Genomic DNA, 14692 nt, shown 5'->3' on the forward strand with positions numbered 1-14692 from the left:
CGATGAGCGACGCGCCGCCCGAAATCGTCGCCGCCAGACGGCTGGCACGGAAGACGCTCGAAGCCGTCGTGTACGGCCTCGTCGTCACTCTGTTCGTCGCGGGGTCTGCGGCCTTCCTCGAACTCTCCGGGCGGGGGACGCTCTACACCACGAAACACGTCCTGTTCTGGGTCGGGTTCGCCCTGTTGGCGTACGCCTCGTTCCAGTTACGCCCACCGTCGCCACGGGGGGCCCAGCGGGCGGGACAGGACACGTTCATCACGTCGGGTGACGACCGCCACAAGAAGGCCGACACGACGGTCGGCGGCCGCAAAGAGACCCGGCTCGAACGGCTCGTCTCGTGGTTGCCCCCGGTTCGGTGGTTCGCCATCGCCCCCGACGACCGGTTCTCGGTCCACACGAAGCTACTGTTGGCTGCGGTGTTCATGCTCGCGCTGTCGATAGCGATGGAGTTCGCCTTCGGTATCGCACAGCCGGGGACGGCCAGCATCGCGGTCGCCGTCACCGGTTGACCGGGGAGAGCGGAGAGGACACCCTTATCAGACTCCACATCTTGTGTGTGGTTATATGCCAGACGTGCCCGAGTCCGGTGAGGACATGGATTACGCTGAGCGAATCGCGAGCAACGCGGACGTCCTCTCGAGTGCGTGGGAACAGGCGCTCGAAGACATGGAAGCCATGGCGGACGAACGCCGTGAGGACGGGTGGAACGCAGTCACGGTCATGGCCGGGAACACGGCACCCCAGAACCGGCGGGCGGGCGACGCCGACGACGACCGGTTCGGGCTCGTCTTCGTCGTCCCGTCGAACATGGGTGAGGACTTCAGCGAGGCCTTCGAGGGGAAGGACTTCCCGAAGTACGAGGTGTATCGCCGCGAGATGAACGGGAACGTCTTCCTCGTCGTCGAGTACATCGACCCCGAGAGCGAGACGTGTATCTTCGTCGCGAGCCAGTACGAACTCCGCCACGCGGCGGGGATGGTCCACGACGCGGAGGAGGCAGGCGAGTTCTACACGTACGTCCAGACGCTCCCGGGCGACATCCTCGGCGTGTTCAAGCACGACTCCCACGAGAAGTTCGTCCCCCACGCCGAACGCATCGACGAATGGAGCCCGACCGCGCCGGGTCCGGGCGACGTAGAGCAGAACTGACCGACCCATTGCTGTCGGTCGATTTACACCGTCCAGCACTGGCGAGTCAACCCACCGGTGCCTGACATCCCCGGGGCTGTTTTTATACGTGCTGTCGGTACCGGCGGGCGTCACGGTCCCGCACACGAAACAGGGGCTTTATGCGGCGAATGAACCTATACAGCCGATATGAAAGTAGCCGACGCGATGACCCCCCGCTCCGAGCTGGTCACGGTCGAGTTGCCGGGTACCCGCGACGACGTGTTGTCGTACCTGCAGGAGCACGGGTTCTCTTCGGTCCCAGTCGTAAAGCCGACGGAGGACGGCGAGGAGTACCGCGGCCTCGTCTCCCGAGACAGCCTCATCGAGCGACCCGACGAGGACCAGCTCGCACTCCTGATGGAGGACGTGCCGACGACGACCGACGACACGACCATCGCGGACGTCGCCCGCCTGATGGTCGAAGAGCGCGCTCGCCGCGTCCCGGTCGTCGACGGCGAACTGGAGGGTATCATCACGGTCACCGACGTGGTCCACGCCATCGCCCGCGGCGAGGCCGAAACCGACGCCATCGTCGGCGACCTCGCCTCGAAAGACGTGAACACGACGTACGCGGGCACGCCACTGCCCGTCGCCGAGCGTGAGCTCTACTACGCGAACGTGCCGTACGCCGTCGTGCTCGACGACGAGGCCGACATGGCCGGCATGCTCACCGAGGTCGACATCATCGAGGTCGCCCGCATCGTCGAGGGCGAGGACGACACCGGCGACTCCATCGCCAACGAGGACGACGAGTGGATGTGGGAAGGCATCAAGGCGGTCGGTGGGCGCTACCTGCCGACCCGGAACGTCGAGATTCCGGCCGAGCCGGTCTCGGAGTTCATGACGGAGGACCTCGTGACGGTCTCGACGAAGAAGACGGCGAAGGAGGCCGCCCAGTTGCTCATCCGCCACGACATCGAGCAGATTCCGATGGTGTCCGGCGACCAGCTGGTCGGTATCGTGCGAGACATGAACCTGCTGGAGGCACTGTATGACTGAGGCGGCGACCGTCGTCGAACTCGCCAAGCGCCGCGGTTACTTCTTCCAGTCGAGCCGCGCGTACGGCGGCGTCTCCGGGTTCTACACGTACGGTCCGCAGGGTGCCGCCCTCAAGGAGAACATCGAGGACACCTGGCGCGAGCGTTTCACCCTGCAAGAGGGGAACTTCGAGGTCGACGCGCCCATCGTGATGCCCGAACCCGTATTCGAGGCGTCGGGCCACCTCGACGGCTTCGACGACATGCTCGTCGAGTGCCCCGAGTGCCACGCCAGCCACCGGGCAGACCACATCATCGAGGACAACACGGACATCGAGGAGGCCGAGAGCCTCCCGATTCCGGAGGTCGAGAACCTGCTCGCCGAGTACGAGCTGACCTGTCCGAACTGCGGTGCCGACCTCGCGGGCCAGGCCATCGAGGAGTTCAACCTGATGTTCGCGACGAGTATCGGGCCGGGGTCCTCCCAGCCCGGTTATCTGCGCCCGGAGACGGCACAGGGCATCTTCGTGGAGTTCCCACAACTCAAGGAGTACGCCCGGAACCAGCTCCCCTTCGGCGTGACACAGATCGGCCCGGCGTACCGGAACGAAATCTCGCCCAGAAAATCGCTGCTCCGGCTCCGCGAGTTCACGCAGGCCGAACTCGAACTGTTCATCGACCCCGAGGAGGACGAGCCGACGCTCGACGCGGTCCGCGACGTCGAGGCCCCACTGTACTCCGCGGAGATGCAGGAGTCCGACGGCAGCGAGCCCACCACGATGACCATCGGTGACGCCGTCGACGAGGGCATCATCTCGGACGCGTGGGTCGCGTACTACCTCGGGCTCGCGAAGCAGTGGTACACTCGCATCGGCGTCGACATGGAGAAGTTCCGCTTCCGCCAGCACCTCGCGGGCGAACTCGCCCACTACGCGGCGGACTGCTGGGACGCCGAGGCGCTGGTCGACGGCGACTGGATCGAACTCGCCGGCTTCGCCAACCGTGGCGACTACGACCTCTCGAAACACGGCAGCTACAGCGACGAGGACTTCACGCTGTTCAAGCAGTACGACGAGCCAAAGCACGTCGAGCGTGCGACCGTCGACCCGGACATGAGCTACCTCGGTCCCGAGTTCGGCGGCGCGGCCGGCGACATCGCCGAGGCGCTCCAGACGCTCGCCGAGCGCGACCGGAGCGCCTTCGACGGCGACAGCGTCGCGGTGGAAGTCGACGGCGAGAGCTACGACATCCCGACCGAGCACGTCAACTTCGAGGTGAGCGAGGAGACCGAGGCCGGTGAGCACATCGTCCCGCACGTCATCGAGCCGTCGTTCGGTGTCGACCGGGCGCTGTACACCGTCGTCCACCACGCCTACCGCGAGGACGAAGTCGAGGGCGAGGAACGCAGTTACCTCGCCCTGAAGCCCGAGATCGCCCCGACGTTCGTCGGCGTCTTCCCGCTGACGAGCAAGGACGGTCTCCCCGAGACGGCCCAGTCCGTCGCGACGGAACTCCGCGACCGCGGCCTCTCGGTCGCCTACGACGACTCCGGGTCCATCGGCCGTCGCTACCGCCGACAGGACGAGGTCGGCACCCCGTTCTGTGTGACCCTGGACGCCGACCCGGCAGGGACGGCGACCATCCGCGAGCGAGACTCGACCGAGCAGGTCCGCGTCGACCTCGACGACCTGGCCGACGTGTTGACCGACCTCAGAACCGGGAGCCGGACGTTCGACGACCTCTGAGATGCGCGACGAGGTCGCCCGGCGACTGGTCCACGCGAGCGGTGCGGTCTTGCCGACCGCCTACCTCGTGAGCCAACTCGACGGCGTGCCGACGATGTCCTGGCGCGTCGTCCAGGCGTTGCTGGTGGTCGCGATGGTGGTCGCCCTCGTCCTGGAAGCCGTGCGGCTGTTCGTCGGTCTCGACTGGGTCATCTTCGATAAACTCACACGCGAGTACGAGCAGGACAACCTCGCCGGCTACGCGCTGTACCTCATCGGTGGCGCGTTCGCGGGGCTGTTGTTCCCGCCGGCCGTAGCCATCCCGGCGATGTACATGCTGACCATCGGCGACCCGATCAGCGGGTTGCTCTCGTCGGGCGAGTTACGGACCGTCAAGGAGCCGAAGGTGCTCGTGGCGATGTTCCTCGTGAGTCTCGTGGTCGCGGTACCGTTCCTCCCGCCGTTCGTGGCCGTCTCGGCGGCCGTCGCGGCGACCCTCGCAGACGGCGTGAAGCCGGTCGTCGCGAGCTACGTCATCGACGACAACCTCACAATCCCCATCGCGGCGTCGGTGACGGCGTGGGCGATGCTGGCACTGACCGGGTCGCTCCCGGTCTGAGCCGAGTCACGGCCGGTCTGAGCCGGGGGGCTGCCCTGCCAGACCCGGACCCGGTCGGGTCTAGCTGTGTAGGCCGGAGCTACGCTGTGTCACAGCAGACAGCCTCGGATATGACACTGCTCGAACTGCTCGTCGTCGCACTGGTCCTCGTGGTACTGTTCGCGCTCGTCGCGGCCGTCCTCGGGGAGGGTGAACTCGTGCTGGAACTCGCCCTCGAACTCGTCGACTGACGACTCGGCAGATTTAATATCGTTCGGTGATTCGTGACCTTCAGCCACGGCGATACGTCGGCATCGCCGACGTTACCTGGTAGCCCGACCGGCTGCCCAGTCACCGCCGTGGTGGCACGAGCGACACCACGCGGCGGACTCCCCCCAACTCTCCCCCCAAACCCGCCGCCTGTCGTTTCGATACGGCCGACCGCGCCGTCTCCACTTTCATCGCGGTCGGTCCGTCCACGGCTCCGAGCCACTGGTCTGTTCGCCGACCTGGAGTGACAGCACCGTCCCGCGGGTCGGACTGCCCCGGTTCCACTTTCACCGTGGTCGGCGAAGTCTTAAACGACGGGGCGCCGAATTTCTCCCCGATGGCTGCCACCGACGAGGCGTCCGTCGAGCACCCGCTGCTCACGCCCGACTTCCTCCAGCGCCGGCTGTACCAGTTACAACTCGCCGGCACGGCGACCGAGGACCACACCCTCGTCTGCCTGCCGACGGGGCTGGGCAAGACGACGGTGAGTCTGCTCGTGACCGCTCGCCGACTCGACGAGGTCGGCGGGAAGTCACTGATGCTCGCGCCGACGAAACCCCTCGTGCAACAGCACGCGGAGTTCTACCGCGAGGCGCTGCAGGTCCCCGACGACGAAATCGTCGTGTTCACGGGTGACGTGCGCCCGGACGACCGCGCGGCCCTCTGGGACGATGCGACCATCGTCATGGCGACGCCGCAGGTCATCGAGAACGACCTCGTCGGTGGCAGGATTTCGCTGCGCGACGTGACACACATCGTCTTCGACGAGTGTCACCGCGCGACGGGCGAGTACGCCTACAACTACATCGCAGAACGCTACCACCAGGACGCCGCGGACCCGCTGGTGACGGGCATGAGCGCCTCGCCCGGCGGTGACGAAGAAGAGATCCTGGAGGTGTGTGAGAACCTCGGGTTGCGCGAGGTCGAGGTGATGACCGAGGACGACGCCGACGTCTCGGAGTACACTCACGACACCGAGGTCGAGTGGAAGAAGATCCAGTTACCGGAGGAGGTCATCGAGATACGTGACGCGCTGAACGAGGTCATCGCGGACCGGCTCTCGAAACTGAAAGAGATCGGCGTGACGAAGGCGACCTCGCCGGACCTCTCGGAGACCCAGATAAACAAGATATCGTCGCAGTTGCGCCAGATGATGGACAACGACCAGTCGGCGGGGTTCAAGGGCATGAGTCTGCTCGCCGAGATTCGCAAGCTTCGGACCGCGGTCACCTACGTCGAGACCCAGAGTGTGGAGGCGACGCGACGATACTTCGAGCGCCAGCAGAACGCCGCCCGGGCGTCTGGTGCGTCGAAGGCGAGCCAGCGCATGGTGTCCGAACCCAAGGTTCGAGAGGCGATTCGCCGGACGGAGTCCTTCGACGACATCCACCCGAAGTACCGGGAGGCCAGAATCCTGCTCGCCCAGACGCTCGGTATCGAAGACGGCGAGCGCATCATCGTGTTCACCGAGTCCAGAGACACCGCCGAAGCCCTCACCGAGTTCCTCTCGAACCACTTCGAAACGCGGCGGTTCGTCGGGCAGGGCGACAAGGAGGGCTCCGACGGGATGACCCAGAAACAGCAACAGGAGACCCTCGAACAGTTCAAGGCGGGCGAGTTCGAGGTGCTGGTCTCGACGTCGGTCGCCGAGGAGGGTCTGGACGTTCCGGAGGTCGACCTCGTGCTGTTCTACGAGCCGGTGCCGACGGCCATCCGGTCCATCCAGCGCAAGGGGCGGACCGGCCGCCAGGACGAGGGTCGCGTCGTCGTGCTGATGGCCGAGGACACCCGCGACGAGGCGTACTTCTGGATCTCCCGCCGGAAGGAGAAGCAGATGGAGAACGAGCTGCGCAAGCTCAAGGGCGTCGCCAAGAACGTCGAGGAGCAACTGGACGATTCCCAGCAGAGCCTCGACGCCTTCGCGGGTGGCGGCGACGGTAGCGACGGCGAGGAGTCGGAGACGGACGAATCGGGCGGCGCCGCCGCCACGAGCGCGGCCGACGGCGGCACCGCGACCGACACTCAGCCGGGGCTGCAGGACTTCGGGTCGGGCGACGACGAGGCCGAGGACGGTGAGACCGAGTCGACGGCGGCGGACGATGATTCTGAGACGGACGCGGCCGAGCCGGCCGCGGAACAGGCCACCGGCGACGACGGCGTGGTCGCAGCCGCAGAGCCGCAGGACGACGACACGGTCGAGGTCGTCATCGACCAGCGCGAGATGGACTCCTCGATTCCCCGGGACCTCTCGACGCGCGAGGACGTGACCACGCGACTCGAAACGCTGGCCGTGGGCGACTACGTCCTCTCGGACCGCGTCGCCGTCGAGCGCAAGTCGGTCGCTGACTTCCTCGACACCCTCACCGGGAGCGACCGCTCCGTGTTCGAGCAGGTGCGCGACATGGCCGGCCACTACGCCCGGCCAATCCTCGTCATCGAGGGCGAGGACAGCCTGCTCGGGTCGCGCGACATCCACCCGAACGCCATCCGGGGCGCGCTCGCCTCCCTCGCCGTGGACTTCGGCGTGAGCGTGCTTCGGACCGAGAGCGAGGCGGATACCCGCGACCTGCTGGCGGTCATCGCCGGCCGCGAACAGGAAAAGAGCGGGCGCGAGGTGTCGGTCCACGGCGAGAAGTCGAAGAAGACGCTGAGCGAGCAACAGGAGTACGTCGTCTCGGCCATCGCGGACATCGGCCCGGTCACGGCCCGGTCGCTGTTGGCGCACTTCGGCACCGTCGAGGAGGTCATGTGCGCCCGCGAGGACGACCTGCTCGAGGTAGACGGCGTCGGCCAGGTGACCGCCGAGCGCATCCGCGAGGTCATCGGGAGCCAGTACGAGCCGTGAGCGACGCCGTCCGCGCAGCCATCCGGAAGACGTTCCCGGGGCTCGTCGTCACGCTTCTCGTGCTCGTCGCCGGGCAGGTGTTCGACCTGCACTGGAGTATCGGCTACGGCGCGGCGCTGGTCGCGTTCACCCTCTGGATGGTCTGGTTCGTCGTGACGTTCGTGCGCTGGTGGGACGAGGGCCCGTCCTGAGACGAGGAGTCAGCGACGAAGTGCGCCGAGAGCCTGTGCGGCCTCTTTCACCGCGGCGAGGCACTCGCGAGCGCGTGCTGGGTCGTCCGTGTTGGCGGCGGCGTCGCTGAAGTAGCGGATGGTCTCGGCGATGGAGGCCTCGGCGTCGCCGAACTCGCCGGCGAGGCCGACAGGTCGCTGGCGGGCGGACTGGTTCGACGTCCCTCCAGTCTCCGTCTCCATCGTCGCCCGGCTCTGGTCCTGTCGACCGTGGTCGACACCGGACTGTGATGGTGGGGCCCGGCGGGTCTCGGGACTGGCGACGGGCTGGGGCGTGCTCGACTGGTCGGCGTCCGCGGCCGGAGCCTGCTCGTCGTTTGCCGTCGTCTCACCCTGTTCGGGGTGCTGTCCCTGCTGGGCTTCCTGCTGCTGTCGTGTTTCCTGATGTTGCTGCTGGGCCTGCTGTCGCTGGGCTTCCTGTCCTGCCGCCTGACAGCTCGGACAGAACTGCTGGCCCTTGTGGCGGAAGATGGGGTCGCCACAGGTGTCGCAGTGCTGGTTCGTCATCGTCGCGCCCTGCAAGAGGAGTTCGCTCATCCGCTGTGTCGACTTGCGGTCTTCCTCCTCCTTTGCGAACTTCTTTCGCAACTTCTCGCGCTCTGCTTCCTTGTCGAACTCGCTCATGTCGGAAGAGACGACTTTGGGAGACGAAAAGCCTGCGGGACAGGTCAACGGTGGCGGATGGGGGTGCCGAACTGTGAATTTCTGTGTCGGATGTGGCCCCGAGACTGCCCGAACGTCCGGGAGTGAGCGGGGGCGTCGCCGGTGTCGGTTCCCAGGCCGTACTGCCGACTTCGACACGTTTAACCCGGAATCGGGAGCAGTTTCGCATGTTATGGCGAAAGTTAGCGTAGTCGGCGCGGCCGGCACCGTCGGGGCCGCCGCAGGCTACAACCTCGCGCTTCGTGACGTGGTCGACGAACTCGTCTTCGTGGACATCCCGGACCAGGAAGACGTGACAGTCGGCCAGGCCGCGGACGCCAACCACGGCATCGCGTACGACTCGAACACGAAAGTCCGCCAGGGCACCTACGCGGACACGGCGGGCTCTGACGTCGTCGTCATCACGGCCGGTATCCCGCGCCAGCCCGGCCAGACCCGCATCGACCTCGCGGGCGACAACGCCCCCATCATGGAGGACATCGGCTCCTCGCTCGCCGAGCACAACGACGACTTCATCACGGTGACGACCTCGAACCCGGTCGACCTGCTCAACCGCCACCTGTACGAGGCTGGCGACCGCGACCGGAACAAGGTCATCGGCTTCGGTGGCCGACTGGACTCCGCGCGCTTCCGCTACGTGCTCTCCGAGCGCTTCGACACGCAGGTCAAGAACGTCGAGGCGACCATCCTGGGCGAGCACGGCGACGCGCAGGTCCCCGTGTTCTCGAAGGTCCGTGTCGACGGTGCCGACCCCGAGTTCTCCGACGACGAGAAAGAAGAGATCCTCGGCGACCTCAAAGAGTCCGCGATGAACGTCATCGAGCGCAAGGGCGCGACCGAGTGGGGCCCGGCGACGGGCGTCGCCCACATGGTCGAGGCCATCCTGCGCGACACCGGCGAGGTCCTGCCGGCGTCGGTCAAGCTCGAGGGCGAGTTCGGCCACGACGACGTCGGCCTGGGCGTTCCGGTCAAGCTCGGCAGTGACGGCGTCGAGGAGATCGTCGAGTGGGACCTCTCCGAACTGGAGCGCGACCAGCTCGGCGAGGCGGCCGACAAGCTCTCCGAGCAGTACGAGAAGATCGCGTAACCCAACAGTTCAGTTCTCTCGTTCGCCGGGGCGCCGTCGCTCGGCGAACCTGCCGTTCGCACGGGCCTCGATAGCGTCCGGAACCTGTTCCCCGATCAGTTCCGCCCACTCCCGAATGCGGGACGTGCGGTCGTTTCCCGACATGGTATCTACGAGATACGTCAACATGGATGTGCATAACTTTTTTCTCGGTGTTTCGACATCTACGGCGGGCTACCAGACGCCCTGGCGACGGTCGAGGAAGGTGACGACGACGACGTGGGGGAATGTCAGCACCGCGAGCAGGACCAGATAGACGGCGACGAGACCGGTGAGCCCCGCAGGCGTCTGCGGCACCGCGATGGCGAGGCCGGCGAGGATGGCAATCGCGATGGCGGTGGTCGGGGCCGCATCGCGGGCAAACCGCCGAATCGCGACGGTGGGGTCGTCGCTGGCGAGGGCCGCGACCGAGACGTCGTCGAGGCCGACGACGCGGACGACGTGGCGAAGCGAGTGCCACAGGCAGAAGTACAGGCCGATGGCGAGGACGGGCGGGACGACCGCGAAGAACAGCGAGAGCAAGCCGACCTCGGTCGCATCGCGTTTCCAGGGCGTCGGGTCGGCCGAGCGCAGGCCGAGTGCGAGCGAGGCGGCGACGAGCAGCGCGAATCCGGCGGCGACGACGAGTCGCGCCTCGAACGTGAACGCCCACGCGACCGCGCTCGCGTCCGTTCCGAACAGTCCGACGGTCGCAGCGAGGACCGACTCGTACCCCTCTGGGAACGCGACGAGGGGGACGAGCATCGGGAGTGCACCACGGACTGCGACCGTCAGGAGGCGCTGGAGTCGAGTCGTCGGGTAGGCCCCGTCGGAGAGCGCGTGCAGGCAGTAGAGGTCGCCCTGGCCCCAGTGGAACCACGTGAGTACGATGAAGAAGGCGAACGCTGGGATGGGCGCGACGAACCACACCAGCAGGTAGAGTCCGCCGAGGACCATGTAGAGCGCGGAGACGAGGAGAACCGACCGGTGGAGGGAGCTTCCGGAATCGATTCGCGCGGGGACGAGGTGGTCGACCGCCCCGTGTGGCAGTCCCAGCACGAGGATGCTCACCACGAGCGGGAGGTACTCGGCCCAGGCTGGGATAGAGAGCCCGAGTGCGAAAGGAAGCGCGACGAGACCGAGCAGGAGCCACTCCGGGCGCAGGAGGCGCTCGAACGTCCGACGAACCGGCCGCGGGACGGCTACCGCCATCGGTCCACCACCCAGTGATAGAGGACGATGCCCTGGACGACGAGGAGGGTCGTGACGAGGAAGAACACCATCTCCTCGACGGGAAGACCGAACAGTCCGGTACCGGTCGTGTGCTCGTCTGAGATGGTCCAGATGCCGAGTCGGATGGCGTACCAGTCGACCGCCCAGAGGTACGCCACGGGGAGGGCGACGACGGGGGCGAGCGACCGCCGCACCGCCCAGAGGTAGTGGCCGCCGACGGCCCACTGGAGCGCGAGGACCGGGCACGCCCACGCGAGGATGGCACCGAGGTAGTACGTCGACTGGGCGGTCAGGAACCAGACGCCCAGTGCCGAGGCGGCCAGCCAGCCGGCGGTCCCGGCGAGGCGAACGCGGCCCGACAGTTCCCCGTCGGGATGTACCAGCGGCCAGCGGAGGGTGTAGAACCACAGGGCCGCGAGCACCGGCTGGAAGGCCATGAAGAGGTACTCTTCGAGGGGTGCGAGGCCGATGGTGAGCGCGACGGCCCCCGGGCCGTACCACCAGACGCCCTGGCCGATGAGGTAGTTGTCCCACGGGGTCGTGTACGCGAGGGCGACGGCGACCATGAGGGCCGTCGGAACCAGCCCCTCGCGGAGGAGTAAGCGGCCCTGCCATCGAGACGCGGCTGCGAGCCCGACGATAGGCGCCACTACGAACAGCACCAGGAACCCCGCGTAGGTCAGGGTGGTCGACATCTACACCCCACTAGGGGATACAGAGAGATGGCATAGACGGCGGACTCCTCAACGACCCGTGGAAAGCCCGCTCTGCTGGCTCAGGGGCGGTCGAAGAACTCGCCGACGAGTTTCCGTTCCGCGGCCCGCAGGTGCTGGTGGTACGTCGACCGGGCGATGCCCATCGAGTCCGCGAGGTCGTCCCCGCTGGTCGGGCGCGGCCACTCGAAGAAGTCCCCGAAGTACGCCCGCTGGAGCGCCGTCAGCTGGCGCTCGGTGAGCTGGTCCTCCAGTGCCGCGATGAACTCCTGTTTCGTCGTCGCGGGCCGCTCCCGTTCGCGGTAGGCGGTGAGGTCGATGCCGTCGAACTCGGCCTCGATGGTCTCGACGATGCTCCGGGCGTTGGCATCGCGGGGCAGTTCCACCTCGACGCTGGCGGTCCCAGGTTTCGCCGTGATGGCCTTGACGTCCGCGCCGTAGGCCGCGAGCATCGAGAGCAGCCCCTCGTTCGCGACCGTGAACTCGATGAGACTGACGCCCTCGTTCCGGGTGATCACCTTCGTGTCGAGGACGCTGTCCGACTCGGCGGCGATGTCAGCGACCTCGTCGGGGTCCTCGGCTTCGACGGTGAAGAACATCCCCAGCGAGTCGTCGTCGCGGTACACCGAGCCGGCGTAGGTGAGCGTCGCGTTCGCTCGCTCGGCCACGTCGACGAAGAACACCGAGCGGTCCGCGACGGTGAACGATAGCTGGACGATGTTGTCCGCGGTGAGGGTGCGCCGGGTCTCGGCCGCCGAGATGGCCGTCGCGACCATTCGCCCCAGTGCGGCGAGGATGGTCGCCTCCCGGTCGTCCAGCGCCGCCGGGTCGTCGGTGTACACCGTCAGCACGCCGTACCGCGCGTCGCGGTACACCAGCGGGATGACCGCGACAGTCGAGAACGACTCGTCGGTTCGGGCCTCGTGCCACGCCAGGTCGTCGAGGTCGGCGACCGAGACCACCTGCACCTCGCCGGTGTCGACCGCCCGCTCGACCGGGCCGCCGCTCCCGTCGAGCACCATCGCGTCGCCGTCGGCGGAGCCGCCGACGATGGCGTTCGGTCGGATGGTGTGGTCCGCGAGGTCGGGTTCGCCCGCCCACGCACAGGTGAACGGGTCGGTCTCGGCGAGTAACTCGCACATGCTGGCCTCGATCTCCGAGCGGCTGGTCGCCTCGACCAGCGCCCCCGCGGTCTGTCCGATGAGCCCGTCGATGCGTTCGAGCAGGTGTTCGAGCCCCTCGCGCTCGGCCGCGAGCTGGGCCGCGCGCTGTTCGGCGGTTCGCTCCGCCTGCACCCGGTCGGTCACGTCCGTCTGGAAGCCCACGAAGTGTGACACCTCGCCCGACCCGTCGCGGATGGGCGCGATGTCCACCTTGTTCCAGAAGCGCTCGCCCGACTTCGTGTAGTTCACCAGTTCGACCGACACCGACTCCTCGTTCTCGATGGCCTCGCGCATCTGTCGGACTGCGTCGGGGTCCGAGTCCTCACCCTGCAGGAACCGGCAGTTGCGACCGATGACGTCCTCGCGGTCGTAGCCCGTGAGGCGCTCGAACGCGTCGTTCGTGTAGATGAGCGGCAAGTCCGGCGCGTTCGCGTCCGCGATGGTGATGCCGACCGGCGCTTCGTCGAGTGCCTGCTCTTTCAGTTGCTGGTCGGTCGTCCGGACCGAGTGCGACTCGCGCACGCGCTCTAGCAGTCGGTCCTGCCAGTCGCCGCCCTCGCGGCGGACGTACCCGTCCACGCCCGCGGCGACCGCCCGCTCTGCGACCGCTTCGCTTCCGTCTGCCGTACACAGCACGAACGGCACGTCACCGTGGACCGCCCGGACCGTCCGGAGGAGTTCGACACCCGTCACGTCGCCGACGTCGAACTCGCAGACGACACAGTGAGGCACCGCTCGGCCCATGACCGAGAGCGCCTCGTCGGCGTCCGCGACGACGTCGACGGCGAATCCCTCGGTCACGAGCACGTCGGCCGTCTCACCCGCACGGCCGTCGTCCCCATCGACCAGGAGGACCCGCGTCTCTGAATCCATGGCTACTGGTATTGACTGACGGCGTAAAGAGGTTCCCTCAAACCCGGAGGCGATTCAACAGGGAGTATCAGGTCCCGTATTTATCTCTCAGGGGATGAGCTGTTCGCCGTCGTCGTCGTACACCCGGATGGCGTCGACCGGGCAGACCCGGGCGGCGAACTTCGCGTCGAACTCCTGGTCTTCGGGCACCTCGCGGACGAACAGGTCGTCGTCGGTCTCCTCGCCGTCGACGAGGACGGCCTTCCCGGCGTCGCGGTCGGCCTCGAAGCCCTCCTCCCACTCGGCGACGCACTGGAACATCCCGATGCAGGTGTCGCGGTCGTACTCTATCTTCATGAGAGCGGGTTCGCTCGTGGGGTGTAAATCGTTGACGGACGGTGGTGTTGTGGGTCGTAGGCTGTGGGAGGGTTTCGGTGGTGGGTTGTCGAACTGCTGTTGGTACCGACGACCGACGAACTCGCGCCGATGGCAGTGGTGACCGCACCCGGCCCGCACAGCACCGCACCTCGTCCTCCCCAGCCGACTCCAGTGCTCGCTTCGCTGCGCGCTGTCGTCCCTCGCGCGTTTCCGCCTGGCGGTCTCGCTGTCGCTCGACACGCCTGACCGCACGCGCCGTGGTGATTTATCGGGGTTCTGGTCGTACTCAAGGACGATGCCCTCCGAAGCCGACGCCTCTCCCAATCTCGCAGAACGCTACTTCTGGGCGGGCCACGCCAACCCCTGGAGCGTCTGGACGTTCGTCGCGACCTATCCGCTGCTGGTACTGGCCATCTACCGGCGCGAGCAGCGCCTGCTGGCCGCGATTCTGGTGTTTGTCGCGGTGAACCCGCTCCTGTCGCCCGAACCCGACGACGACTCGGCGTGGGCGACGCGGGTGGTGCTCGGGGAGCGTGTGTGGCTCGACGACGGGCTGCTGTCGTCGGTGTCGAACCTGCTGTTCGTCGTCGCAACCGCGCCAGTACAGCTGTACACCTTGCGAGCCGCCGTGAAGCGCCAGCCGGTTCGGGCCCTGGTCGGGACCGGCCTCTCGATGGTGCTGATGTTCGTGTTCTTCGGGCGGATGGCCCGGCTGTACGAGGCCCGTGCGACCGGGGCGCGGGAAATGACGACAGTTTAAACCGGAGC

15 protein-coding genes are annotated in these 14692 nt (G+C 67.1%); 10 read left to right on the forward strand and 5 right to left on the reverse strand.

Going from position 1 to position 14692, the window contains the following annotated elements; all coding sequences use genetic code 11:
* The first annotated feature begins 2 nt into the window (after positions 1-2).
* From ACSC1R_RS04730 to ACSC1R_RS04765, 8 genes are all read left to right on the forward strand, one after another.
* Positions 3-512 (forward strand): DUF7555 family protein, encoded by a 510-nt coding sequence (locus tag ACSC1R_RS04730; RefSeq protein ID WP_439027924.1) that lies wholly within the window; start codon positions 3-5, stop codon positions 510-512.
* Positions 513-567: 55 nt separating this feature from the next.
* On the forward strand, positions 568-1152 hold the full coding sequence (locus tag ACSC1R_RS04735; protein WP_439027925.1) for a DUF7529 family protein: 585 nt from the start codon (positions 568-570) through the stop codon (positions 1150-1152).
* Positions 1153-1320: 168 nt separating this feature from the next.
* Entirely contained in the window at positions 1321-2172 is an 852-nt protein-coding gene (locus tag ACSC1R_RS04740; protein WP_439027926.1) for a CBS domain-containing protein, read from the forward strand.
* The gene (gene glyS / locus ACSC1R_RS04745; RefSeq protein WP_439027927.1) at positions 2165-3895 is read left to right on the forward strand and encodes a glycine--tRNA ligase; all 1731 of its coding nucleotides are present in this window, start codon (positions 2165-2167) and stop codon (positions 3893-3895) included. The genes ACSC1R_RS04740 and glyS overlap by 8 nt, the downstream gene beginning before the upstream one ends.
* A gap of 1 nt (position 3896) precedes the next feature.
* Positions 3897-4493, forward strand: coding sequence for a dolichol kinase (locus tag ACSC1R_RS04750; protein ID WP_439027928.1), 597 nt, complete (start codon positions 3897-3899; stop codon positions 4491-4493).
* A gap of 86 nt (positions 4494-4579) precedes the next feature.
* Complete coding sequence (locus ACSC1R_RS04755) at positions 4580-4723, forward strand: hypothetical protein (RefSeq protein WP_439027929.1); 144 nt, start codon at positions 4580-4582, stop codon at positions 4721-4723.
* 356 nt (positions 4724-5079) lie between these two features.
* Positions 5080-7587, forward strand: a complete 2508-nt coding sequence (locus tag ACSC1R_RS04760; protein WP_439027930.1) for a DEAD/DEAH box helicase — start codon at positions 5080-5082, stop codon at positions 7585-7587.
* Positions 7584-7778: a hypothetical protein gene (locus tag ACSC1R_RS04765; protein ID WP_439027931.1), complete on the forward strand. Its 195-nt coding sequence runs from the start codon at positions 7584-7586 to the stop codon at positions 7776-7778. The genes ACSC1R_RS04760 and ACSC1R_RS04765 overlap by 4 nt, the downstream gene beginning before the upstream one ends.
* A gap of 9 nt (positions 7779-7787) precedes the next feature.
* Here ACSC1R_RS04765 and ACSC1R_RS04770 read toward each other — a convergent pair whose 3' ends face one another.
* A complete protein-coding gene (locus tag ACSC1R_RS04770) occupies positions 7788-8441 on the reverse strand; it encodes an Sjogren's syndrome/scleroderma autoantigen 1 family protein (protein ID WP_439027932.1) in 654 nt (217 codons plus the stop codon).
* A gap of 211 nt (positions 8442-8652) precedes the next feature.
* On the opposite strand from ACSC1R_RS04770, the gene mdh reads away from it, so the two are divergent.
* Positions 8653-9567 (forward strand): malate dehydrogenase, encoded by a 915-nt coding sequence (gene mdh / locus ACSC1R_RS04775; protein WP_439027933.1) that lies wholly within the window; start codon positions 8653-8655, stop codon positions 9565-9567.
* A 213-nt stretch (positions 9568-9780) separates the two neighbouring features.
* Here mdh and ACSC1R_RS04780 read toward each other — a convergent pair whose 3' ends face one another.
* The 4 genes from ACSC1R_RS04780 to ACSC1R_RS04795 form a co-directional block, all read right to left on the reverse strand.
* Positions 9781-10797 carry a Brp/Blh family beta-carotene 15,15'-dioxygenase gene (locus ACSC1R_RS04780; RefSeq protein WP_439027934.1) on the reverse strand — a complete coding sequence of 339 codons (1017 nt, stop codon included), beginning with the start codon at positions 10795-10797 and terminating at the stop codon, positions 9781-9783.
* Positions 10788-11513, reverse strand: a complete 726-nt coding sequence (locus ACSC1R_RS04785; protein WP_439027935.1) for a lycopene cyclase domain-containing protein — start codon at positions 11511-11513, stop codon at positions 10788-10790. Before ACSC1R_RS04785 ends, ACSC1R_RS04780 begins: the two co-directional genes overlap by 10 nt.
* An 80-nt stretch (positions 11514-11593) precedes the next feature.
* Positions 11594-13567: a bacterio-opsin activator domain-containing protein gene (locus ACSC1R_RS04790; RefSeq protein WP_439027936.1), complete on the reverse strand. Its 1974-nt coding sequence runs from the start codon at positions 13565-13567 to the stop codon at positions 11594-11596.
* Between the two features lie 87 nt (positions 13568-13654).
* Entirely contained in the window at positions 13655-13903 is a 249-nt protein-coding gene (locus ACSC1R_RS04795; RefSeq protein WP_439027937.1) for a ferredoxin, read from the reverse strand.
* A gap of 316 nt (positions 13904-14219) precedes the next feature.
* Between ACSC1R_RS04795 and ACSC1R_RS04800 the strand changes: the two genes are divergently transcribed.
* Positions 14220-14684 carry a DUF6653 family protein gene (locus ACSC1R_RS04800; RefSeq protein ID WP_439027938.1) on the forward strand — a complete coding sequence of 155 codons (465 nt, stop codon included), beginning with the start codon at positions 14220-14222 and terminating at the stop codon, positions 14682-14684.
* Positions 14685-14692 lie beyond the last annotated feature (8 nt).

Source organism: Haloarchaeobius ordinarius, assembly GCF_051801355.1.
GTDB lineage: Archaea > Halobacteriota > Halobacteria > Halobacteriales > Natrialbaceae > Haloarchaeobius.